Below are 20,890 nucleotides of genomic sequence, written 5' to 3'. Positions count from 1 at the left end.
TGCCAGATGCGCCTTCGCGCCGCAGGATGCGACCCAGAATGGTTTGGCGGGGGTGTAGCTGGCCTTTAGTGCCCCCTGAAACCGGCCTATTCGGCTGACTTTGCGCCGTTCTTCGCATCCAGCCGCTGCGCGATCGCCGAGATCAATTGTTCGAACTGTTCGTTGCCGCGCAGGTTTATATCGCGCTGCGGGAAGGGGATTTCGATATGATGTTCCTGAAACAGGTCCCACAGCGTCTTCAGCACTTCGGAGCGCACGTTGCCCACGCCCATTTCGGGATCGCGGATCCAGCAGTGGATCACGAAGTCGACCGAACTGTCGCCATAGCCCGACAGCCATACGCTGGGTGCCGGCAGTTCGAGCACGCGCTTGCAGGACTTGGCTGCCTCGAGCATCAATTCCTCGGCCTTGTGGATGTCGCAGTTGTAACTGACGCCCACCGGCACCTGAATGCGCACGTTCCGGCTGGAGAACGACCAGTTCTCGACCTGGTTGATCATCAGGTTCTCGTTAGGGATCAGGTATTCGCGCTCGTCACGGGTGGTGACCGAAATGGCGCGGATGCCGATCTTGCGGATCTGGCCGAAGGTCTCGTTCCCCGCCATGTCGGTAACGGCGATCACGTCGCCCGGCTTGATAGAGCGGTCCATCAGCAGGATCATCCCTGCGATCAGGTTGCCGAACGTTTTCTGCAGGCCGAAACCGATGGCAAGGCCGAAGGCGCCGGAAAAGACCGCGAAGGCAGTAAGGTCGACGCCCAAGAGATCGATGCCGATCAGGATCGCGAAAGCCCAGACCGCCAGCGTCACAAGCTTTTCGGAAAGCAGGCTCTGCGTCGGAGACAGGCGCGTCATGCGCTTCAGGGCGGCATGAGCCAGCTTACTGCCCACACGCGCGAAGATCAGCACGCCTGCAATGACCAGGACGACGACGAGCGCGCTCCACAGCGAGAAGCGCGTATCGCCGACATCGACGCCGAAGCTGTCGAGATGGTCGATGATCTGGGCGATCGTCATGGACTGTTCGGCGACCGCTTCCTTTATCTGGTCGGCGCCTTTCAGCGGGTCCGTCGCCTCGACCGTGTCGGCTGCCTGTGTCGCCGTCGCCATGACCTGATCGGTTGCCGAGGCCGCGGCCTCGGTCGGCTCAGGTGCAGGCGTTTCGGCGGCTACGGTCATGCGCGTTCCATCTTCTCGAATGCCTGCTTTAGATCCGCGATTAGGTCGGCGGGATCTTCAAGGCCGATGGACAGGCGTACCCCCAAGGTGCAGGTCGGGTCTACCCCCACGGGCGGCCAGCTTGCGACGGATCGGTCTTTGGCGGGATTGGTGGGGAGGGCAAGGCTCTCGAAACCGCCCCACGAATAGCCGATGCCGAACAGCTCCAGCGCATCAATGAAACGGGCACGCGCGTCGGGATCGTCGGTTTTGAGGACGAAGCCGAAAAGTCCGCATCCGCCGACGAAGTCACGCTTCCACAGGTCATGCCCCGGCGCCCCGTCGAGCATCGGGCATAGCACCGCTTCGACCTCGGGACGTTCCGAGAGCCACTGCGCGATGGCCAGCGCGCTTTCGCTTTCGCGCTGCAGCCGAACTTCAAGCGTGCGCAGCCCGCGCAGGGCGAGCGCGGCATCGTCGGGCGAGACGACCTGACCAAGCTGCTGCGCGGTACGGCGCAGGCGGCGATAGAGCCGTTCGGTACCCGTCGCCGCGCCCATCATCAGGTCGGAGTGGCCGCCTACGTGCTTTGTCAGGGCATTGACGGTCCCGTCGCAGCCCAGCTCGATCGCGCGCAGGCCGGTCGGCCCGGGCCAGGTATTGTCGATCAGCACCCACGCGCCCGCTTCCCTGGCAAGTGCGACAAGGGCGGGAATGTCGCAGACCTCGAAGGACAGGCTGCCGGGCGCTTCCAGAAAAACTGCCTGTGCGCCTTCGGCCACCAGCGCGCGAAAAGCGTTGAGGTCGAGCGGGTCGAAGAACTTCGTCTCGACCCCGAATGTCTTCAAAAGGCCCATCCCCATGTTGCGCGTCGGGTCATAGGCGTTGTCGGTGACGAGCAGCGTATCGCCCGGCTTCACGACCGAGAGCAGCGCGCCTGCAATCGCGGCAACGCCGGACGGGTAGAGCACCGTCCCGTGCGCGCCGGGTTCAAGCTGGGTCAGCGCCTCGCACAGCGCCCACTGCGTCGGCGAACCTCGTCGGCCATAGAAGAACCTGCCGTCCTCGTTCGTCCTGAGCCCCTCGGCCAGCGCGGCGCTGTCTTCGTAAAGATGCGTGCTGGCGCGCCAGACGGCGGGATTGACGACTGCGCCCGGCTGGCCGGGAATGCCGGTCCATTCCGGGCGGCGCCCGACGGTGACGACTTTCGTGCCGGTTTTCAGGTCCTTGCCGTCCGACTTCGCCATCAGGCCGCGCCCGTTGCCTTGGGCGTTTCGGGATCGGCAGCCCATTCGCTCCAGCTGCCGTCATAGAGCGCGCTGTCCTTGCCGATCCTGGCAAGGGCGAGCGAGAGAACGGCAGCCGTCACGCCCGAACCGCACGACGTGACGACGGGCCGCGAAAGGTCCAGCCCCGCGCCGATGAACTCGGCCTCGATTCCGGCCGCGCCCTTCATCGTGCCGTCTTCCTCAAAAAGCATGCCGATCGGCAGGTTGCGCGCGCCGGGAATGTGGCCGGCAGGCTGTCCTGCGCGGATTTCCTCGCCCTCTCCGGTAAAGCGAGCCGCGCCGCGCGCATCGACGACCTGTTCGGCCCGGCTTTCGACATTGGCGAGCATCGCGGGCTTGTCGCGCAGCAGGCTCGCGTTCGCCCTGGGTGTGAAGGTCGCAGATGCAGGCGAGGGCACCTCCTGCGTTTCGGCGCGCCCTTCGGCCTTCCATTTCGCCAATCCCCCGTCCAGCACGTGCACATCCTTTCCGAACAGCCGGAACAGGAACCACAGACGGGCCGCGGAATGGAGCGCGCTGTCGTCGTAGATCACGACCGTGCTGTCGTCGCCGACGCCAAGTTCGCCCATGCGCGCGGCAAAGGCATCGGCCCTGGGCGCAGTGTTGTCGAGCGGGCTATCGGTATCGGCGATGGTGTCGAAGCCGACGAACCGTGCGCCGGGAATGTGCCCCGCAGCATATTCCGCCTTCGCATCGCGGCCCGTGTCGCCAAGGTGATAACTAGCGTCAAGCAGGACGACCTCTTCGAGGTGATCGGCAAGCCACTGGGTCGAAACGAGCATGTTCATGGCGGGTAATCTCCAGGTCTGCATCGGGGTTAGCCTTCGCGCCCGCCCCTTGCCAAGGCGCTTGAGCGAATTGCCCCCGCGTGCGAAAGGCGCATTCCATGTCAGACGAACAGCTTTCCCCGCTCCATCTGGGGCAGACCAGCGCGCTTCCCGCTTCGCCGGATGAAGCCGTGCTCGACTACGTGCCGAACCCACGTGTCGGCTCGCTCTATCTCACGCGCTTTGCCGCGCCCGAGTTTACGTCGCTCTGCCCGGTGACCGGCCAGCCCGATTTCGCGCATATCGTCATCGATTACGCGCCGGGCGAGACGATCGTTGAATCGAAGTCGCTGAAGCTTTTTCTTGGCTCGTTCCGCAACCACTGCGGTTTCCACGAGGACGTGACCGTGGGCATCGGGCAGCGGCTGGTCGACGAGATGAAGCCCATCTGGCTGCGAATTGGCGGCTACTGGTATCCGCGCGGCGGCATTCCCATCGATGTCTTCTGGCAGACCGGCACGCCGCCCGAAGGGCTGTGGGTGCCGGATCAGGGCGTTGCATCCTATCGCGGTCGGGGCTGAGCGCCTTAGCCGCCAGAGCTTTCTTCGCCGCCCATCATCGTGAAGCCGAGCCCGAACGCGGCAAAGCTGAGGGCCGTGGCGATCAGCATGAGCAGTCCGTCGCGCACCATCAGGGCAAGGCCGAACATGGCCACGGCAAGCATCGGCCCGGAACTGGCGAAAGGCAGCAGTTCAAGCGGCGGAACTGTCGCGCACAGCGCGATGATGAGCACGGCAGCAATGCGGACTGGCACACCGCGGGTCAGTTTCTTGAACCTTCCGTGGAACCACTTGTCGAGAAACCTGCCGATCTTGCGCAGCTTCTTGCTGGATTTCTCCACCTTTTCGGCGCTGACGCTGCGATGGCGGATGAAACCGGGAAGCCACAGGTGCTTTTTGCCGAACAGCATCTGCAATGCGATAAGGGACACGATCACCGCAAGGAACGTCGGCACGCCGGGAATGGCGCCGATGGGCGTCAGTTCCAGCAGGGCAGGGATCATCAGGGCAGGGCCGTAGCTGCGATTGCCGATGGCATCGAGAATGTCGCCGATGCTGACTTTTTCATGCTCGTCGGCCACCTCGTCGAGGCAGTCGAGTATCTCGCCAACGCTGTGCGGATCGGTCGCCATGGTCCCCCTTCATTCTGCAAGTCGGGATGAAACGCCTGACATCGCGCTTTTGTGCCCGGCTGACAGGAGGGGCAAGCACTTGGCCGACAACCGGCCTTGGCGCTTTGCATAGCGTTGCACTTGTGTCTAAAGGTTTCGCCCGCGACCAATTCACTTCGCGGGAACGCTCTCCTTCACATGCCCAGCCAGCTCATCAGCCTTGCCGGCATTGCCGTGATCCTCGGCATTGCCTTTGCCCTTTCCACTGCGCGTCGTCGCATCCGTTTGCGCGTCGTGGGCGCGGCCTTCGCGCTTCAGGCGCTGATGGCGTTGCTGGTCCTGCGCACGCCTTGGGGCGTTGCCACGATTTCCGCGATGAGCCGGGGCGTGTCGAACCTGCTGGGCTATGCGGGCGAGGGCACGAAGTTCATCTTCGGCCCGCTCGCCAGCCCCGAAATCGGCGGCAACAGCTTTGCCATCGCGGCGCTGACGGTCATCATCTTCTTCGCCAGCCTCGTGTCCGTGCTCTACTACCTCGGTATCATGCAGTTCGTGATCCGCTGGGTCGGCGGAGCGATCGGCTGGATCACGGGCATCAGCCGCGTCGAATCGCTGGCAGCGGCGGCCAATATCTTCGTCGGCCAGTCGGAAAGCCCGCTGGTCGTGCGCCCCTATCTCGCAGGCCTTGCCCCCAGCCGCCTGTTCACGATGATGTGCGTGGGCATGGCGGGCGTCGCAGGCACGATCCTTGCTGCATACGCCTCGCTTCTGGGCGAACAATATCTGCCGTTCCTGCTGGCCGCCGCCTTCATGAGCGCGCCGGGCGGCATCCTGATGGCCAAGATCATCATGCCCGACCTCGACGATCCGGGCGCTGCTGCCGAAGGCGAACTGGACCTTCCCGAAGGCCGCCGAAGCGGTGAAGGCCCCGCCGCCCTGATGCCCGAAGGCGGGCGCCAGGACGACGACGTGCCCGACGCGCACGACGACGAGGAAAAGCCCGCGAACATCCTGATGGCCGCAGCTCAAGGCGCGCAGACGGGGGTGAAGATCGCCGTTGCCGTCGGCGCGATGGTGCTGTCCTTCGTCGCGCTCGTCGCGCTGGCCAACGGCCTGCTTTCGGGTGCGGGCGAACTCGTCGGTCTCGAAGGGCTGACGTTCCAGGCGATTCTTGGCTGGGTGTTCTCGCCCGTCATGTTCCTGCTGGGCATTCCCTGGCAGGAAGCGCAGATCGCGGGCGGGTTGTTCGGCACCAAGATCGTGCTCAACGAATTCGTCGCCTTCATCGACCTCGGCGCCCTCGACGCATCGGCGCTCAGCCCGCGGGCGCGCGCCATCGCGACCTTCTCGCTTTGCGGCTTCTCCAACTTCTCCTCGATCGCCATCCAGATCGCGGTCATTGGCGGGCTGGCACCAAACCAGCGTCCGGTCGTTGCAAAACTGGGCCTTCGCGCGCTTGCAGCCGGCTCGCTCGCCAACCTGATGAGCGCGGCGCTCGCGGGGCTTTTCCTCGCCTGAGGCGCTGGCTAAGGGTGGCCGATAGTTTCAACCGTTACGAATCGACAGGTAATACCCATGACCAGCCCGATTGCCGCCGTCTCGCTGACCGACCCGATCGAGGATCTTGCCGACAAGCTTGGCGAAAGCTTTGGCGAATACGGGTTTGCCGTGGTGCAGGATCACGGCATCGATCAGGACCTGATCGCGAAGGCCGAAGAGCTCTCGCGCGCTTTCTTCGCGCTGCCAGAGGACGTGAAGCGGTCCTACTTCATCCAGGGCGGCGGCGGTGCGCGCGGCTATACGCCGTTCAAGACCGAAGTGGCCAAGGGCTACGACAAGAAGGACCTGAAGGAATTCTGGCACATCGGGCGCACCCTGCCCGAAGGCGACCCGCTGTCGGGCTACATGGCCCCGAATGTCTGGCCCGATGAAGTCGACGGTTTCCGCGAGACGTTCGAGACGCTCTACGCCGAATTCGAGAAGGCCGGCGCCAAAATCCTGTCGGCGCTTGCCGTCCACCTGGGGCTCGCCCCCGACTGGTTCAATGCCACGGTGGAGAAGGGCAATTCGGTCATGCGGCTGCTGCACTACCCGCCGATCGAGAACGCTGATGGCGCGGTGCGTGCTGCACCCCACGGCGACATCAACACGATCACGCTTCTGCTGGGCGCCGAGGAAGCGGGCCTTGAGCTGCTGTCGAAGCAGGGCGAATGGATCCCGGTTCAGCCGCCCAAGGGCGCGTTGGCCGTCAACATCGGCGACATGCTCAGCCGCCTGACGAACGACAAGCTGCGTTCGACCATCCACCAGGTTCGCAACCCCGAGGGCGAGCGTGCGAAGCACTCTCGCTATTCAATGCCGTTCTTCCTGCACTTCCGTCCCGATTTCCTGATCGAGACGCTGCCTTCGTGCATCGATGACGAACATCCGGACCAGTATCCCGACTCACTAACGGCACACGATTTCCTGGCGATCCGACTCAAGGAAATCGGCCTGATGTGACGGCCGATTCGGTTTGCAGCAGGCCATGCACGGTCTGCCGCTCTCCCAAGTTTCTGTTGAAATCAAATTAGCTGTTTTATGTGGCATTGCAGCAACACCGCCCGCAAGCCCTAGGGAAACGGGGATTTTTGCTGTTTCTACAAGTGCTTTTCGCTGCATTGCAGCGACGCACTGTAGTTTCTTTGCAGCAATGTCACATTGCAGTCGCGAAACGGAAAAAATAACGACGCATCGCGCTTCTAAGCGGCCCTCGTCCGAGGGAAATTACCGTCGGGATCGAATAACAATTCAGGGACTCTTTCCAATGAAGACCATGCTGCTTCGCAGTGCTGCACTGATCGCCGTCGCGATCCCGGCCACTGCCCATGCCCAGTCCACCGGCTCGGTCGACTTCGAAGACGAAATCGTCGTCACCGGTTTCCGCGTCGACAATGTCGGCGGCGTCGAAATTCCGGATACGCCGAAGGCCAAGCAGGTCCTCGAACAGGAAGTCATCCGTCGCCAGCGTCCGGGCCAGGCGATCAACGACATCGTCAATCTCGTTCCGGGCGTCAGCTTCCAGAACAACGACCCCTGGGGCGCTTCGGGCGGCGGTTTCACCATCCGCGGCTTTGGCGCTGACCGCGTTTCGCAGACGATCGACGGCCTGCCGCTGAACGATTCGGGCAACTACGCGCTCTACACCAGCCAGATGGTCGACACCGAAGTGCTGGAATCGGTCAACGTCAACCTCGGCACGACCGACGTCGACAGCCCGACCGCATCGGCTTCGGGCGGCACGATCAACATCCGTACCCGCGAGCCGGGCGACGACATGGCGATCATGGCGACGATGACCTATGGCGACGTCCTCGCGAAGAACGACTACTCGGACAGCCTCTACACCCGCGGCTTCTTCATGCTGGACACCGGCGACATCACCGGTTCGGGCCTGAAGGCTTTCGGTTCGGTCAGCTACACGACCTACGGCGTTCCCTACAATCCGTACGGCAAGATCAACAAGACGCAGGTCAACGGCCGCATCTTCCAGGATCTGGGCGACAACGGCGACTTCATCTCGGTTGCTGGCATGTTCAACTGGGGCCGCAACAACTTCGCAGGTTCGGAAAGCCTCGGCACGCTGCTCGGCTACTACGACGGTGACTTCACCAAGGCCGACCGCTTCAACGTCTACGAAGGTTCGGGCGCATATCCCTGTGCGGTTCCGGAAGGCCAACTCTACCAGGGCGGCGGCATCGCCGGCACGAGCGAGCGCTATGACGACCGCAACGGTTGCGGTGCTGCGTTCTATCGTCGCTACAACCCGTCCGACACGGGCAACATCCGCGGTTCGTCGCGCTTCACGCTGGCCGACGGTCTCGTCTTCACGTTCGACCCGAGCTACCAGTACGTCAAAGCCAACGGTGGCGGCCCCGATGATCTTCGCGAGGCGTTCTTCACCGTCAACGGCACGCCCTACACCGGTGCGTTCAACGGCGGCTACTACTTCGGTCGTGACCTCAACGGCGACGGCGACTTGCTTGACCGCATCGCCGGTAACGACCCGAGCCAGACCCGCACGAACCGCTATGGCGTCGTTGCCAACCTGATCTACGACCTGGCACCGGAACACCGCGTCCGTCTCGCCTACACCTGGGACCGTGCACGTCACCGCCAGACTGGCGAACTGGGCGCGATGCTGGGCAACGGCAACCCGGGCGACTACTTCCCGATCGACGATCCGATCACCGACGTGAACGGCATCGCCGTTCAGAAGCGTGACCGCCTGTCGTACGCGATCCTTCACCAGGTTTCGGGCGAATATCGCGGCCGGTTTCTTGAAGATCGCCTGACCACGGTTCTCGGTCTGCGTGCGCCGTTCTTCAAACGCGAACTGAACCAGAACTGCTACACCACCTCGATCAACGGTTTCGTCGACTGCCCGACTTCGGGTCAGGACCTGACCGCGTACGAAGCAGCGAATCCCGACTACGCCGTGCCGCAGTCGCGTTCGTACAAGTATGACAAGCTTCTCCCGAACCTCGGCTTCACGTTCGAGTTCGTCGACAGCGCGTCGATCTTCGGTAACTACGCCAAGGGCCTCTCGGTCCCCGGCACCGACCCGCTGTACGACTCGCTCTACCTGCCGGACAGCGACTTCGCTCGCCCGGTTCCGGAAACGACCGACAGCTTCGACCTTGGCCTTCGCTTCCAGCAGGGCAAGATCACGGCGCAGATCGCTGGCTGGTACACCCGTTACAACAACCGTCTCGCCACCGCGTTCGACCCGAATGCGAACAACGGCGAAGGTGCTTACGTCTATCGTAACCTCGGTCGCGTGGACAAGTATGGCATCGACGGCTCGATCGCGTTCCGTCCGACCAACAACACGCTCCTCTACGTTTTCGGCTCGCTGAACGAATCGGAGATCAAGGAAGACATCGTCACTGACGATGGCGTGCTGCCAACCGGCGGCAACTCGGAATCGGGTGCGCCGAACTACTCGTACGGTGCTCGCGGCCAGGTTGCATTCGGCGACTTCGAACTGGGCGCCCAGGTGAAGCGCACCGGCAAGCGCTGGATCAACGACCTCAACGAAGCTCGTGCTCCGGCCTATACGCTGGTCGATCTTGACGCGCGCTATACGATCGCACAGTTCCCCACCGGTGGTGACGTCGCGGTTCAGGTCAACGTCTCGAACCTGTTCGACGAATACTACATCGGCTACTTCGGTGGTTCGCTGGATGAATTCGGCTTCGCACAGATCGGTTCGCCGCGTGCAGCCAGCATCTCGCTGATCATCGGCTACTAATCGCAGAGGGGCGGGCCTCGTTTGTGCGGGGCCCGGTCTTCAGGAAGTAACGGGGCGGCGGCATTCCACAAGGGATGCCGCCGCCTTCGTGTTTGCGCGCGGCGCGTGCGAAAGTTAGGAGCATCACCCATGCGCAAGCCCATGATTCTCGCCGCAATCGGCCTCGCCCTTTCCCTGCCCACCACCGCCCACGCATGGGGCCAGCTTGGCCACCGGATCGTAGGCCAGATCGCAGCCGACAACATCGACGGCCGGACAGCGGCGCACATCGCATTGATCCTCGGCCAAGGCGAAACGCTGGCAGAGGCGGCGACCTACCCGGACGAGCAGAAGTCGGACCCGTCCGAATACTGGCAGAAGACGTCCTATCCCTGGCACTGGGTGACGGTGCCTGAGGGCGAACACTATCACGACGTCGGCGCGCCGGAGGAAGGCGATGCCTATACGGCGCTCCAGACCTTCACCGCGACGCTGCGCGATCCCAAGGCTTCGCGTGAAGACAAGGCGCTGGCCCTGCGCTTCGTTGTCCACATCGTGGGCGACCTTCACCAGCCGCTGCATAATGGCAACGGCACCGATCGCGGCGGCAACCAGTTCAAGCTGAAGTGGTTCGGCGAGGATACCAACCTGCACTCGGTCTGGGATACGGCGCTGATTGAAGGCAACGGCCTTTCCTTCACCGAGTATTCGGACCGGCTGGAAGGGCACATGACCGATCAGGACAAGATCGTGTGGTGGGACGCCCGTCCCGAGACGTGGATGGCCGAAAGCATCGAATTGCGCGACCAGATCTATCCCGAAGGCGATACGCCCTCGATCGGCTACTTCTACCAGTGGAAGTGGCGTCCGGTGGCCGAACACCGCCTGTCGCAGGGCGGCATCCGCCTTGCCGCCTATCTCGATTGGGTCTTCGCGGGCGAAGCTGCCCAATAATTACCAGCGCAGAAACCGGGCGAGCACAAAGCGCCCGACCAGCGCCGCGACGATAACCGGCGCGGCGTGCCACAGGCCAAGGTGGATGACCGAGTTGAAAGGGCACGACAGGCCATAGGCCACGGTGCCAAGGGCCCCCGCGCCCGTGCCGAGCAGTAGTCCGGCGCGTTCCGGCGAAACAGGCGCGCCGTGCTTCAGCCAGCGGAACTGCACCGAACCCGCGATCACCGCCGCGATCAGCCCGAACAGCACGCAAAGCGGCTCGTCCCAGTGATAGGGCACCGGCCCCGCGTGTCCGGCCAGTGCGACGACGCCTGCCACCGGAATGACGGCTGCCATCACCATCGCCCAGCGCGGCCCGTCGTGTTCTGCACCCACGCGCGGCGAGGCCATGGCGACGACCGCGAGCGTGCAGGCGATGCCCAGCAGCAGAAGCAGCAGGTTCGTCACCACGAAGAAGGCCGAAAACTCGCCCTCCATCAGTCCCGCCCGCACGCCCAGCAGGACAAGCACGACTGCTACTGTCACGACGAATGCCGCCAGCGCCTGACCCAGGCCCCGCCCTTTCCGCATCGGGAGGACAGGCGCGCTGTCTTCGGCAAGTTCGTCGATCAGCGATCGCATGTCAGGGGTATTCATCTCAATTGGCCTTCTCGACAAGCGCGGACAGCTTCTTCAATCCGCGATGTATGTTCACTTTGACCAGGGACTGGCTCTGTCCAGTCCTTTCGGATGCTTCGGCGATCGAGCATCCCTCGATCCGCACCAGTTCGATCACTTCGGCCTGCGTAGGGGGAAGCTTCTCGAACAGGCGATCGAGGCTGACGCGCGCGATCACGACATCCTCGTCGCTGTCTTCGGCTGCGCTGTCTTCGCGCAGTTCGGACGTGCGCCCGCGATAGTCGGCGCGCAAGTGGTCCAGCCAGCGATAGCGCGCAATAGCCGCCAGCCACGGAAAGAACGCGCGTGCAGGATCATACGTCGCGCGCTTGGTGTGGAGCGAGACCAGCACGTCCTGCACCAGATCGTCGATGCGCTCGGGCGCGATGCGCCTGCGGAAATAACGGCGCAGCCAGCGCGCGACTTCTTCCAGCAGGGCCGTATAGGCCCGCCTGTCGCCCGCCTGGGCCGCGCGCATCAACCGCGCCAGAGTGGCCTCGTCCCCCGTCACGGGCGCGACCATAGCGCGAGCGGCGCGTCGAGGGAAAACGGTCCTGCCCCGCGCGAGACGAGCACCAGCGCGAGCCCGGCCCAAATCACGTGCACCGTCCACCACGCATCGGGATAGACGAAGATCTGGATCACCGCTGTCATGCCCAGCAGCGCCAGCGCCGACAGCCGCGTGGCAAGGCCCAGCACGATCAGGACCGGCAGGAAGAACTCGGCCAGCGTCGCCATCTGCGCGGCAAAGGCGGGGGGCAGGGGGACGGCGGAATATTCGTATTCGAACAAGTAGCGGGTCGCGTCGCTGACCTGCAGCCCCGTGCCTTCCACCACCTTGCTGCGCCCCGATCGCCAGAACACGCCGGCGAGCGCGACGCGCACGAAAAGCAACGCCACGCCCTCAACCCAGCGCGATCCGAGCAGACGGGGCGCGTCCTGCCAGTGGCTTGCAATCATCCGCATCGCATCGGCCCCCTTCACCCCGTTCAGCGCTTTACGGGTGTCAGCGAGCCCATGCCTTTGGGCGTCTTGATCGAAGTGCAGGTGCCCTTCTCAACCAGCTTCCACGCATTGCCCTGCCAGTCGCGGGTCGATGTCCCCGCACAGCTTGTGCCCGGCCCTGCGGCGCAGTCGTTCTGTCCGGCCTTGGCGACGCCGTAGCACTTTTCCATCTTGGTCTCGGCGGCAGAGGCGGGTGCAGCAAGGGTGGCGGCTATGGCACCGGAAAGCGCGGCACCGGCAAGCGCGGCGAGCGGGCGGTTGGTCATCGGAATGGTTTCCTTCAGCTTCGGCCAACCGCGACATGCAGAGGCTCGCAAGCCATTCGTCCCGCCACCTGCTGCGGTTACAGCCCGCCCCGATCGCCCGCGAAATTTCCGGTGCCTGTAACCGGCCAGTCCGTCCCCCCGAATGAACCCATGCCTGCCCGGTGCAGGTCACATCCATTTCGGGAGCTATCCAGATGTCTCTTTCCAACAAGACCGCCATCGCCGCCGCCGCAGCCAGCCTGGCCCTCTCGGTAAGCGCCGCCTTCGCCGCCACGCCGCCTGCGGGCAGCACCGGCAAGGCGCTGGGCAGCGAGGACACCGTTCATTGCTATGGCGTCAATTCGTGCAAGGGCACGGCCGACTGCAAGACCACCGCGCACGAGTGCAAGGGCATGAATGCCTGCAAGGGCCACGGCTTCAAGGCAATGAGCGCGGGCCAGTGCCTCACCAAGGGCGGCACGATCGGCGATCTGGGTTAATTCCCAAAGGCTGATCCCCAGCCGCTGATCCACCGTCCCGAAGCGGCCCGGTCTCCCGTCCCCCATCCGCCGGGCCGCTTCGTTTCTATTCTGGAGGCGCAAGTCCCATGACCACCATCGAACCTTTCTGCGGCTACGGCCTCGGCCTGCGCCAGCCGCACTATCGCGATTTTCTGAACGGCGACGTGCCGGTCGATTTCGTGGAAGTGATCTCGGAAAATTTCATGGTCGACGGCGGCCTCCCGCTCGACGTTCTGGATGCGGTCCGGACTAGCCATGAAGTCGTGTTGCACGGCGTTTCGCTATCGCCCGGTTCGGCGCACGGGTTGAACACGGCCTATCTCGACCGCCTTGCCGCGCTGGTCGACAGGGTCCAGCCGCTCTGGGTCTCCGACCACTTGTGCTGGACACGGTCGAGCGCGCACAACAGCCACGATCTCCTGCCGCTGCCGATGACGGCAGAAGCGCTGGACGTCGTCTGTGCCAATGTCCAACGCACGCAGGACAGGTTGCGCCGCCCGATCCTGCTCGAAAACCCGTCGAGCTACATGACTTTCCCAGAGGACGAATTTGCCGAGTGGGACTTCTTCGCCGAGGTGTTCGCCGCACCGGTTGCTTCATCCTGCTCGACCTCAACAACGTTTTCGTCAGCGCCCACAACCACGACTTCGCCCCTGCGCGCTATCTCGATCCCTTGCCGCTGGATCGTGTTCGCCAGGTCCACTTGGCGGGACACATGCCGGGTGAAATCCTGATCGACACCCACGACCGCGATGTTTGCGACGGCGTATGGTCTCTGTTGTCGGACATCGCGCCAAGGCTGGGGCCGGTTGCGCTTATGATCGAGCGCGACGATGCAATTCCGCCGCTGCCAGAAATGCTGGCAGAACTCGATATCGCGCGCAGGGTGGTGGAGCGCAGTTGCCGGGTGAAAGCAGCGTGACGCTGGCCGCCTTTCAGGACCGGTTCCTCGAAGCGCTCCGCTCTGACGAGGCCACGCTGCCCCGATGCTGGTCCGAACGCGAGGGGCGCGGCTTCGCAATCTACCGAAACGCCTACCGCACACGGCTGGTTGAAGTGCTCGAAAAAGCCTTTCCCCGCACGCGCCGCCTCGTCGGCGAGGATGCGTTCACGGCGGCGGCGATTCATCACCTGATCGAGGTGCCGCCATCCAGCTGGACCATTGACGATGCGGGGCGAGATTTCGATGTTACGCTGGCTGGCCTGTTCCCCGCCGACGCCGATGTCGCCGAGTGCGCGTGGATCGAATGGACCATGGGGCAGGCGTTCGTGGCCGCTGACAAGCGCCCTCTCGGCACCGGCGATTTCGCGCGGGCCACCGCCCGGTTCAAAGATGAAGACTGGCACGCCATGCGCCTTTCCTTCGTGCCGGGGTTCCGTCTGCGCACCGTATCGCGCGAATGGTCCGCGCTCTGGCCGATGCTGGGCGAGGGTGGGGACGTGGCTGCGGCAAGGCAAGCACTCGCCGTCGAGCCTGCGATGGGCGCCGTCGTCTGGCGCGAACACCGCACGCCTGCCTTCGTCACTGTCGGACAGCTTGAACTCACAGTTCTGATGCAGATGGCCGAAGGCGCGACGTATGGCGCGATGTGTCAGGCACTCGTCCGGATGGCCGGCGAAAAAGCTGCGATCGCCGGCGCTGGTGGCTTGCTGGCCCGTTGGTTGAAGGAAGGCTGGATCGCGGTGCTGATATGAAAGACCGGTCAGGTCGTCGCTTCCAGCGGTGGTCTGGTCGTCAGCGGTTCCTGTGCGGAGTTCGAGGTGCGTCGTCGCCTGAGTGTAGGCTCGAAGATCAAAGCAAGCAGGATGGCCACGACAATGCTGACCGGCACGCCCCAGGTCTTCCCGAAGAAGGTGAGCATCGAGGAATGGACGCAGTAGAGTGGGTAGGAAATCGCCCCCAGCCATTTACCACCCCAGACATCCCCGCCTGCGGCAACGGCAACGAGTAAAGGTGCGAATACGAGCACGAACATGACCGAAAGCGCCAGATGGAGTGTGCTTAACGCTGCCACCGGCAAAAGGGCCGCGACGGCAATCGCCGCAGATATCCTGAACGATATCCGGTAGCGGAACACCAGGATACCCGCAACATAGGATGCAAGGCAGTGCGGCATCGCCATCCAGTACCTGCCGGTCGATGCGCCGGACTGGATACTGCCCTGTTCGATGGCAACCACGATGCTCAGTGCCGACAAGATCACAAACACCGCCAGCAGGTGGCTATTGCGCAGGCGTTGCAGAAAGAAGGCGTGAACGACATTCGCGATCAGCTCGAAATGCAGTGACCAGGCAGGGATGTTGATGAAGAACAGCTTGTCCCCATAGGGGATGGAAGGCAGGAACAGCAGGATCGTCGGCAGCGACATGGCTATGCTTTTCAGCGGCACGCCCTGATGGAATGCGGCAGCGCTACCGAGCACGACACTGATCGCCAAAAGCGGCCAGAGCCTCATGAACCGTCGTTTCAGGAAGTCACGGGGCTTCAGGCCGCCGCGCAGGCGATCTTCATAACACATCGCCATGACGAAGCCCGAAATCGCGAAGAACAGGTCGACCGCGCGGCCGCCCCCGGCGATTGGTATGCCGGAATGTATCGCCAGCACCATAAGTGCAGCGACGCCGCGCAAAGCATCCAGGCCGACCAGTCGCTTGTCCATCGCGCTGGATGTAAAGCGATATGTTAAAGGTACGGTAAATGATGGCGCGCCCTGCAGGAGTCGAACCTGCGGCCTCAGGATTAGAAGTCCTTTTCTGGGCTAGGTTTTGTGCGGGTTTTCGGTTCCATGTTGCATCTGTGTTGCATGGATAGATGCTAAACGCCTGAGATGCGAACGATGGCGAGAGCTAGGAGGCAGACCCCAACCGAAGCGAAAGACCAATTAAACGCTTTTGAGAATCCTCCGGTCCATCGCTTCGGTATTTTCTCGATTAGGCGGAACCCGGTGAAGGCATCCAACAGGACTACGGCCCAGCCCAATACGAAGAGCGTGGCGGCGGTCAGGACAAGAATCCTAAAGATGCTGAGGTCTTCCATTTTCGGAAGAATAGTCTTCACGCCTTAACAAATGGCCCTGCCCTCTTCGAATTAAGAGAGCAGCTCCTTTTCGGCTGCAGCTATCAACGCGGCGTCACCTTCAATGTCTGCAATGAGGTGCCCATAGGTGTCTAAGGTGACTTGGATCGATGAATGCCCTATCCAGGTCTGCAGGCGCTTCAGATCGATCCTTTGCTTGATCCATGCACTAGCTGCCGCGTGACGCAGACTGTGGAGGCCGTAGCGGGGCTTCAGGACCGGCTTGCCAGCCTTGTCCTGCCCAACCTCATCACACACGCCTGCGGCCACCTGTAGCGGCCTGAAGCGGCGGCGCATGACGTGGACGTATTCGGCTACCCCGCCTTGGGTGTTCGGAAAGACAAGATCCAGCGCGCCAATAGGGCAACGCCGCTTCCATGCCTTCAATTCGCTGACGAGGGCAGGGGGGATGGGCAGGGTGCGATAACCTGCATCTGACTTGGGTGGGCCGAGCTGGCGGTATCGATCAGCGCGTTGCGCAACGGTGAGGGTGGCAGCCTTCAGGTCTACGTCCTGCCAGCGAAGGCCGAGAAGTTCGGAAGCACGCAGGCCAGTGAATATCGCGGTGAGAACCAGCGGGCGCAGATCGTCGTCTGCATGATCGATAAGGGCCTTCAGTTCCTTGCGGGTCGGTATCTCGACCTTCGGCTTGTCACGGCCTGAGCGAGTGACCTTCACGTTGCGAGCGACGTTCTGCGCTACGAGGCCCCGGCGCTCTGCATCGCCCAGAATGCTAGACAGGGCGCGCATTGCCTTTGCTGCCATCGCCCGCGAGCGAGTCTTTAGAAGCTCGTCTCGATAAGACTCGATAGCGGGACGGTTGAGGCGGGATAGCTTCTCGCCTCCGATTAGCGGCTTCACATGGAGACGGGAGAGCCTCTTGTATTGGTCTACGGTGCTGCGCTCGCGATCATCGGCCTCCACCTTGGCAATCCACAGATCGGCAGCAGCGGCCACGGTTACGCTCTGGCTGTCAGGCGTGTGAACACCTTTCGAGACTTCCCAGCCCGCCTGCGTAAACCAAGCCTCAGCATCCTTTTTTCGGCTGAATTGCTTTGACCGGCGCTTGCCTGATTGGTCGCGATAATCGACCTGCCAAGCCTGCTTTGGTGTGCCGTCAGGGGCTGTCCAGGCGCGCTTACGAATTGCCATCAGCAATGTCCGTCAGCGAAGTCCATTTTTTCCGGGTGGCCTCAGACTCCACCTTTGCCCAATTCTCGATTGGCTCTTTCAAGTTTTCAGGAGCGCCCAGTTCGTTTCCGAACTGCCCTGGCTGGCGGCATCCCACCGCGCCATCGTGCATCTGGCTGCTATCCTGCGGGCCAAGGTCGAAGGCGGGATCGATGGCGTGAACCATCTCCAAGTCTATTCGCCCACCCTGTCGAAGCTGGGCGCGACCCCGGCGGATGCAGCGCGGATAGCCTGGTCTGATGACGAGGACGACGCAGACGAATTCTTCGGGAGGGCATGATGACCCCTGCCGAGAAAAGACGAGCCGCGCTGAAATACCTGCGCGAAAATCCGATTGAAAAACTAGCGCCCTTGCCGCCGCGAGACGAGCTTATGGGCCTGCTGTTTGGGATAGACGAACATGCCCGCACCTGAGATTGACGCTCTCCCGCCCGTCCCCCTTCGGACGGAAGCGGCGGGCACGTTCACGCCAAAGGCAGAGACGTTCCTGGACTCGCTCGATACGTTCCGAATGCAGGTGAATGCCTTTGGGGATTATCTGGACAGCTACACGCCTGAAGGCTCGCCAACGCAGGAATGGGCACCGAACTGGACCGGCGATGCAAGTTGGTATTTGCCTGTCACTAGCGCGATGACGATTGACCAAGGCAACGCGCAGATTGGCACTGGCACAATCACCGTTGAGAAATCGACCAATGCGGCACCGGGAACCTTCGTCAGCGCCTCGCTTCCCGTAACGCTAGAGGCAGGCGCGTGGCTGAAAGTGACGGCAAGCGGCGTTTCTGGCTTCTGCGCCACGCATCTGGTGAAGCTGTGATGCTTGTCGCGGGTTTGCCTTATCCGATAAGTGGGGGTGGAACGCCTACTCCGACGCCTGCCAGCAGCGTCTGGACGCTCGACACGACATGGACGCCAGCGTCGTCCCCGACTGACGAGCATGATATGATTCTTTCGCAGGATCGGGACGAACTGCTTATCATCGTGGATGGTGTAACTGCTGGCTCTTATGTTCGCGGTTATGTTTCGACTGATGGTGGTTCAACCTTCTTTGGGGGCAGCACAGATTACCAACCGATCACCAATGATGGCTTTCTGTCCGGCGTTCGCGGCGAGCTATTTTTCATGGCCGGGGCAGGGCTGAGAACGGCGGTGCAAAATTAGGCCACGGTAGCGGCGGCGCAGTGCTGCTGCGGGCGGCGTAAAAGTCGTCCACTTTTCCCTTTTCGCGAAGCTGGCGAGGAGGGATGAGGGATTTACACCGTGGAACTTTACCTGAGGGTTCGTCTGGCGTGTTCTGAAGGGATGAGCCAGCGCGAGGCAGCGAAGCATTTCAACATATCGCGCGACACGGTTCGCAAGATGCTGTCGTATTCGGTGCCGCCCGGTTACCGTCGCAGCGCCCCGGTGCGGCGACCGAAGCTGGAAGCGTTCATACCGATCATCGATGGCTGGCTGGAAGGGGACCGGTCGGTTCCGCGCAAGCAGCGCCATACGGCGAAGCGTGTGTTCGACCGCCTTCGCGCAGAGCATGGCTTCACCGGCGGTTACACGATCATCAAGGATTACATCCGGGAGCGGGTTCAGCGCAGCCGGGAGATGTTCGTGCCGTTGGCGCACGCCCCCGGCCACGCACAGGCTGATTTCGGCGAGGCTCTGGTTGAGATCGGCGGTGTGGAGCAGAAGGCGCACTTCTTCGTGCTCGATCTGCCGCACAGCGATGCCTGCTACGTGCGGGCCTATCCGGCGGCCGTTGCCGAGGCGTGGATGGACGGCCACGTTCATGCCTTCGCGTTCTTCGGCGCGGTACCGCTCTCGATCGTCTACGACAACGATCGCTGCCTGGTCTCTAAGATCCTTCCTGACAGCACGCGGCGGCGCGCGAGGCTGTTCAGCGCCTTTCTGTCGCACTACCTGATCCGCGATCGTTACGGCCGCCCTGGCAAGGGGAACGACAAGGGCAGCGTGGAAGGTCTGGTCGGCTATGCCCGCCGCAACTTCATGGTCCCGATCCCCCGGTTCGCGACATGGGAGGCGTTCAACCTGTGGCTCGAGGAGCAATGCCGCAAACGGCAGAACGATCGGCTGCGCGGCGAGAACGAGACGATCGGCGAGAGACTGCAACGCGATCTGGCGGCGATGCAGGACCTTCCGGCATCGCCGTTCGAGGCCTGTGACCAGACCAGCGGCCAGGTCTCGTCGCAGGCGCTGGTGCGCTACCGGACCAATGATTACTCGGTACCGGTACGCTTCGGCCACCAGGAAGTATGGATCAGGGGCTATGTCGGCGAGGTGGTGATCGGCTGCCGGGGCGAGGTCATTGCCCGTCATCCCCGCAGCTATAGCCGCGAAGACGTGACCTTCGATCCGGTCCATTACCTTCCCCTGATCGAACAGAAGATCAATGCCCTCGATCAGGCCGCGCCCTTGCAAGGCTGGAACCTGCCCGAGGCGTTTGTGACGCTGCGCCGGCTGATGGAAGCGCGCCTGAACCGTCATGGGGGCAAGCATGGCCGGCGCGAGTATGTGCAGGTGCTGCGCCTGCTGGAAAGCTTCACGCTTGCCGATCTGCATGCCGCGGTGAAGCAGGCCCTTGATATGGGCGCGATCGGCTTCGATGCGGTGAAGCACCTTGTATTGTGCCGGGTTGAACGCCGGGTGCCCAGACTGGATATGGCGATCTATCCCTACCTGCCCAGGACGAGGGTGGAGACGACATCGGCGCGCTCGTACATGCGGCTGTTGTCGGGCGAGACGAAGGACGCGGCATGAGCAGCCCGGCTCCCGAACTGCTGCTCACCAATCACCTCAAGACGCTCAAGCTGCCGACGTTCCTGCGTGAGCATGACAAGCTGGCCCGGCAATGCGCGGCAGAGGGCGTGGATCATGTCCGCTATCTTGCCCGGCTTGTCGAACTGGAACTGATCGACCGGGAACGGCGGATGGTCGAGCGCCGGATCAAGGCCGCGCGGTTCCCGGCGGCCAAGAGCCTCGACAGCTTCGATTTTACCGCCATCCCGAAGCTCAACAAGATGCAGGTGCTCGAACTGGCGCGCTGCGAATGGATCATCCGGCGCGAGAACGTCATCGCCCTTGGCCCGTCAGGAACCGGCAAGACCCATGTCGCGATCGGCCTGGGCCTCGCGGCCTGCCAGAAGGGTCTGACAGTCGGTTTTACCACCGCGTCCGCGCTGGTCAGCGAAATGATGGAAGCACGCGACGAACGCCGCCTGCTGCGCCTGCAAAAGCAGATGGCCGGATACAAGCTCCTCATCATCGACGAGCTGGGGTTCGTTCCCCTGTCAAAGACCGGCGCGGAACTGCTGTTCGAACTGATCTCGCAGCGTTACGAGCGTGGCTCGACGCTGATCACCAGCAACCTGCCGTTCGACGAATGGACCGAAACGTTCGGTTCCGAGCGCCTGACCGGCGCGCTTCTCGACCGGCTTACCCACCACGTCAGCATCCTGGAAATGAATGGCGAGAGCTATCGTCTGGCCCAGAGCCAGGCACGAAAAGCACGCCCCAACCCCTGACAGAAATGACAATCCGGGTGTTGGCGACCCCCGCTCGGGCTACGCCCTC

Annotated in this window: 23 protein-coding genes and 1 pseudogene; 14 read left to right on the top strand and 10 right to left on the bottom strand. The window is 62.9% G+C overall.

Annotated features, from left to right (window positions below):
• Window positions 1-86 precede the first annotated feature (86 nt).
• Genes A9D15_RS05670 through A9D15_RS05660 form a run of 3 tightly spaced genes read right to left on the bottom strand, consistent with a single transcriptional unit; the run spans window position 87 to window position 3,234 of the window.
• On the bottom strand, window positions 87-1,178 hold the full coding sequence (locus A9D15_RS05670) for a mechanosensitive ion channel family protein (RefSeq protein ID WP_066762874.1): 1,092 nt from the start codon (window positions 1,176-1,178) through the stop codon (window positions 87-89).
• Complete coding sequence (gene metC / locus A9D15_RS05665; protein WP_066762871.1) at window positions 1,175-2,404, bottom strand: cystathionine beta-lyase; 1,230 nt, start codon at window positions 2,402-2,404, stop codon at window positions 1,175-1,177. The genes A9D15_RS05670 and metC overlap by 4 nt, the downstream gene beginning before the upstream one ends.
• Window positions 2,404-3,234: a sulfurtransferase gene (locus tag A9D15_RS05660; protein WP_066762868.1), complete on the bottom strand. Its 831-nt coding sequence runs from the start codon at window positions 3,232-3,234 to the stop codon at window positions 2,404-2,406. Before A9D15_RS05660 ends, metC begins: the two co-directional genes overlap by 1 nt.
• 98 nt (window positions 3,235-3,332) lie before the next feature.
• Here A9D15_RS05660 and queF point away from each other — a divergent pair, with 98 nt between their 5' ends.
• Window positions 3,333-3,794 carry a preQ(1) synthase gene (queF, locus tag A9D15_RS05655; protein WP_066762865.1) on the top strand — a complete coding sequence of 154 codons (462 nt, stop codon included), beginning with the start codon at window positions 3,333-3,335 and terminating at the stop codon, window positions 3,792-3,794.
• A gap of 5 nt (window positions 3,795-3,799) precedes the next feature.
• On the opposite strand, the gene A9D15_RS05650 is transcribed toward queF, so the two are convergent.
• Complete coding sequence (locus A9D15_RS05650; protein WP_066762862.1) at window positions 3,800-4,405, bottom strand: exopolysaccharide biosynthesis protein; 606 nt, start codon at window positions 4,403-4,405, stop codon at window positions 3,800-3,802.
• Between the two features lie 177 nt (window positions 4,406-4,582).
• Here A9D15_RS05650 and A9D15_RS05645 point away from each other — a divergent pair, with 177 nt between their 5' ends.
• The 4 genes from A9D15_RS05645 to A9D15_RS05630 all read left to right on the top strand — a co-directional run bounded on the left by A9D15_RS05645 (window position 4,583) and on the right by A9D15_RS05630 (window position 10,610).
• On the top strand, window positions 4,583-5,902 hold the full coding sequence (locus A9D15_RS05645; RefSeq protein WP_066762859.1) for a NupC/NupG family nucleoside CNT transporter: 1,320 nt from the start codon (window positions 4,583-4,585) through the stop codon (window positions 5,900-5,902).
• 57 nt (window positions 5,903-5,959) lie between these two features.
• Window positions 5,960-6,886, top strand: coding sequence for an isopenicillin N synthase family dioxygenase (locus A9D15_RS05640; RefSeq protein ID WP_066762856.1), 927 nt, complete (start codon window positions 5,960-5,962; stop codon window positions 6,884-6,886).
• 304 nt (window positions 6,887-7,190) lie between these two features.
• A complete protein-coding gene (locus tag A9D15_RS05635) occupies window positions 7,191-9,677 on the top strand; it encodes a TonB-dependent receptor (RefSeq protein WP_066762848.1) in 2,487 nt (828 codons plus the stop codon).
• 129 nt (window positions 9,678-9,806) lie between these two features.
• Window positions 9,807-10,610, top strand: a complete 804-nt coding sequence (locus A9D15_RS05630; protein WP_066762846.1) for a S1/P1 nuclease — start codon at window positions 9,807-9,809, stop codon at window positions 10,608-10,610.
• Here A9D15_RS05630 and A9D15_RS05625 read toward each other — a convergent pair whose 3' ends face one another.
• The 4 genes from A9D15_RS05625 to A9D15_RS05610 are packed head-to-tail and all read right to left on the bottom strand — an operon-like array spanning window position 10,611 to window position 12,541.
• The gene (locus A9D15_RS05625; protein ID WP_082924280.1) at window positions 10,611-11,249 is read right to left on the bottom strand and encodes an NrsF family protein; all 639 of its coding nucleotides are present in this window, start codon (window positions 11,247-11,249) and stop codon (window positions 10,611-10,613) included.
• A 1-nt stretch (window position 11,250) separates the two neighbouring features.
• Window positions 11,251-11,781 carry a sigma-70 family RNA polymerase sigma factor gene (locus tag A9D15_RS05620; RefSeq protein WP_156521666.1) on the bottom strand — a complete coding sequence of 177 codons (531 nt, stop codon included), beginning with the start codon at window positions 11,779-11,781 and terminating at the stop codon, window positions 11,251-11,253.
• Complete coding sequence (locus A9D15_RS05615) at window positions 11,778-12,236, bottom strand: DoxX family protein (RefSeq protein WP_066763491.1); 459 nt, start codon at window positions 12,234-12,236, stop codon at window positions 11,778-11,780. The genes A9D15_RS05620 and A9D15_RS05615 overlap by 4 nt, the downstream gene beginning before the upstream one ends.
• A gap of 23 nt (window positions 12,237-12,259) precedes the next feature.
• Entirely contained in the window at window positions 12,260-12,541 is a 282-nt protein-coding gene (locus A9D15_RS05610; RefSeq protein WP_066762842.1) for a BufA1 family periplasmic bufferin-type metallophore, read from the bottom strand.
• Between the two features lie 194 nt (window positions 12,542-12,735).
• Here A9D15_RS05610 and bufA2 point away from each other — a divergent pair, with 194 nt between their 5' ends.
• The 3 genes and pseudogenes from bufA2 (at window position 12,736) to A9D15_RS05595 (ending at window position 14,736) form a co-directional block, all read left to right on the top strand.
• The gene (gene bufA2 / locus A9D15_RS05605) at window positions 12,736-13,020 is read left to right on the top strand and encodes a BufA2 family periplasmic bufferin-type metallophore (protein WP_066762840.1); all 285 of its coding nucleotides are present in this window, start codon (window positions 12,736-12,738) and stop codon (window positions 13,018-13,020) included.
• Window positions 13,021-13,127: 107 nt separating this feature from the next.
• Window positions 13,128-13,963, top strand: a pseudogene (gene bufB / locus A9D15_RS05600) (MNIO family bufferin maturase).
• Window positions 13,942-14,736 carry an HvfC/BufC N-terminal domain-containing protein gene (locus A9D15_RS05595; RefSeq protein WP_082924279.1) on the top strand — a complete coding sequence of 265 codons (795 nt, stop codon included), beginning with the start codon at window positions 13,942-13,944 and terminating at the stop codon, window positions 14,734-14,736. Before bufB ends, A9D15_RS05595 begins: the two are co-directional and overlap by 22 nt.
• Before the next feature lie 8 nt (window positions 14,737-14,744).
• On the opposite strand, the gene A9D15_RS05590 is transcribed toward A9D15_RS05595, so the two are convergent.
• Together A9D15_RS05590 and A9D15_RS05580 are read right to left on the bottom strand one after the other, a co-directional pair.
• The gene (locus A9D15_RS05590) at window positions 14,745-15,701 is read right to left on the bottom strand and encodes an acyltransferase family protein (RefSeq protein WP_066762836.1); all 957 of its coding nucleotides are present in this window, start codon (window positions 15,699-15,701) and stop codon (window positions 14,745-14,747) included.
• A 428-nt stretch (window positions 15,702-16,129) separates the two neighbouring features.
• Window positions 16,130-17,269 carry a tyrosine-type recombinase/integrase gene (locus tag A9D15_RS05580; protein ID WP_066762831.1) on the bottom strand — a complete coding sequence of 380 codons (1,140 nt, stop codon included), beginning with the start codon at window positions 17,267-17,269 and terminating at the stop codon, window positions 16,130-16,132.
• A gap of 145 nt (window positions 17,270-17,414) precedes the next feature.
• On the opposite strand from A9D15_RS05580, the gene A9D15_RS16460 reads away from it, so the two are divergent.
• The 6 genes from A9D15_RS16460 (at window position 17,415) to istB (ending at window position 20,841) form a co-directional block, all read left to right on the top strand.
• Window positions 17,415-17,588, top strand: a complete 174-nt coding sequence (locus A9D15_RS16460) for a hypothetical protein (RefSeq protein WP_156521665.1) — start codon at window positions 17,415-17,417, stop codon at window positions 17,586-17,588.
• A complete protein-coding gene (locus A9D15_RS16455) occupies window positions 17,585-17,722 on the top strand; it encodes a hypothetical protein (protein WP_156521664.1) in 138 nt (45 codons plus the stop codon). The genes A9D15_RS16460 and A9D15_RS16455 overlap by 4 nt, the downstream gene beginning before the upstream one ends.
• Window positions 17,723-17,819: 97 nt before the next feature.
• The gene (locus A9D15_RS05570) at window positions 17,820-18,125 is read left to right on the top strand and encodes a hypothetical protein (protein WP_172807473.1); all 306 of its coding nucleotides are present in this window, start codon (window positions 17,820-17,822) and stop codon (window positions 18,123-18,125) included.
• A complete protein-coding gene (locus tag A9D15_RS16450; protein ID WP_156521663.1) occupies window positions 18,062-18,469 on the top strand; it encodes a hypothetical protein in 408 nt (135 codons plus the stop codon). The genes A9D15_RS05570 and A9D15_RS16450 overlap by 64 nt, the downstream gene beginning before the upstream one ends.
• 99 nt (window positions 18,470-18,568) lie before the next feature.
• Complete coding sequence (gene istA, locus A9D15_RS05560; protein WP_082924210.1) at window positions 18,569-20,077, top strand: IS21 family transposase; 1,509 nt, start codon at window positions 18,569-18,571, stop codon at window positions 20,075-20,077.
• Window positions 20,074-20,841 carry an IS21-like element helper ATPase IstB gene (istB, locus tag A9D15_RS05555; protein ID WP_066761576.1) on the top strand — a complete coding sequence of 256 codons (768 nt, stop codon included), beginning with the start codon at window positions 20,074-20,076 and terminating at the stop codon, window positions 20,839-20,841. The genes istA and istB overlap by 4 nt, the downstream gene beginning before the upstream one ends.
• Window positions 20,842-20,890 lie beyond the last annotated feature (49 nt).

The organism is Croceicoccus pelagius, from assembly GCF_001661915.1.
Taxonomy (GTDB): Bacteria; Pseudomonadota; Alphaproteobacteria; order Sphingomonadales; family Sphingomonadaceae; genus Croceicoccus; species Croceicoccus pelagius.
Note: the sequence above shows the minus strand (reverse complement) of the source record. Positions and strands in the feature narration are given on the sequence as shown.

Bases quoted from the DNA above. Each gene is read 5' to 3' on its own strand.
- A9D15_RS05670 (WP_066762874.1), bottom strand. From the start codon at position 1,178: ATGACCGTAGCCGCCGAAACGCCTGCACCTGAGCCGACCGAGGCCGCG.
- metC (WP_066762871.1), bottom strand. From the start codon at position 2,404: ATGGCGAAGTCGGACGGCAAGGACCTGAAAACCGGCACGAAAGTCGTC.
- A9D15_RS05660 (WP_066762868.1), bottom strand. From the start codon at position 3,234: ATGAACATGCTCGTTTCGACCCAGTGGCTTGCCGATCACCTCGAAGAG.
- queF (WP_066762865.1), top strand. From the start codon at position 3,333: ATGTCAGACGAACAGCTTTCCCCGCTCCATCTGGGGCAGACCAGCGCG.
- A9D15_RS05650 (WP_066762862.1), bottom strand. From the start codon at position 4,405: ATGGCGACCGATCCGCACAGCGTTGGCGAGATACTCGACTGCCTCGAC.
- A9D15_RS05645 (WP_066762859.1), top strand. From the start codon at position 4,583: ATGCCCAGCCAGCTCATCAGCCTTGCCGGCATTGCCGTGATCCTCGGC.
- A9D15_RS05640 (WP_066762856.1), top strand. From the start codon at position 5,960: ATGACCAGCCCGATTGCCGCCGTCTCGCTGACCGACCCGATCGAGGAT.
- A9D15_RS05635 (WP_066762848.1), top strand. From the start codon at position 7,191: ATGAAGACCATGCTGCTTCGCAGTGCTGCACTGATCGCCGTCGCGATC.
- A9D15_RS05630 (WP_066762846.1), top strand. From the start codon at position 9,807: ATGCGCAAGCCCATGATTCTCGCCGCAATCGGCCTCGCCCTTTCCCTG.
- A9D15_RS05625 (WP_082924280.1), bottom strand. From the start codon at position 11,249: ATGAATACCCCTGACATGCGATCGCTGATCGACGAACTTGCCGAAGAC.
- A9D15_RS05615 (WP_066763491.1), bottom strand. From the start codon at position 12,236: ATGCGGATGATTGCAAGCCACTGGCAGGACGCGCCCCGTCTGCTCGGA.
- A9D15_RS05610 (WP_066762842.1), bottom strand. From the start codon at position 12,541: ATGACCAACCGCCCGCTCGCCGCGCTTGCCGGTGCCGCGCTTTCCGGT.
- bufA2 (WP_066762840.1), top strand. From the start codon at position 12,736: ATGTCTCTTTCCAACAAGACCGCCATCGCCGCCGCCGCAGCCAGCCTG.
- A9D15_RS05590 (WP_066762836.1), bottom strand. From the start codon at position 15,701: ATGGACAAGCGACTGGTCGGCCTGGATGCTTTGCGCGGCGTCGCTGCA.
- A9D15_RS05580 (WP_066762831.1), bottom strand. From the start codon at position 17,269: ATGGCAATTCGTAAGCGCGCCTGGACAGCCCCTGACGGCACACCAAAG.
- A9D15_RS16455 (WP_156521664.1), top strand. From the start codon at position 17,585: ATGATGACCCCTGCCGAGAAAAGACGAGCCGCGCTGAAATACCTGCGC.
- A9D15_RS05570 (WP_172807473.1), top strand. From the start codon at position 17,820: ATGCAGGTGAATGCCTTTGGGGATTATCTGGACAGCTACACGCCTGAA.
- istB (WP_066761576.1), top strand. From the start codon at position 20,074: ATGAGCAGCCCGGCTCCCGAACTGCTGCTCACCAATCACCTCAAGACG.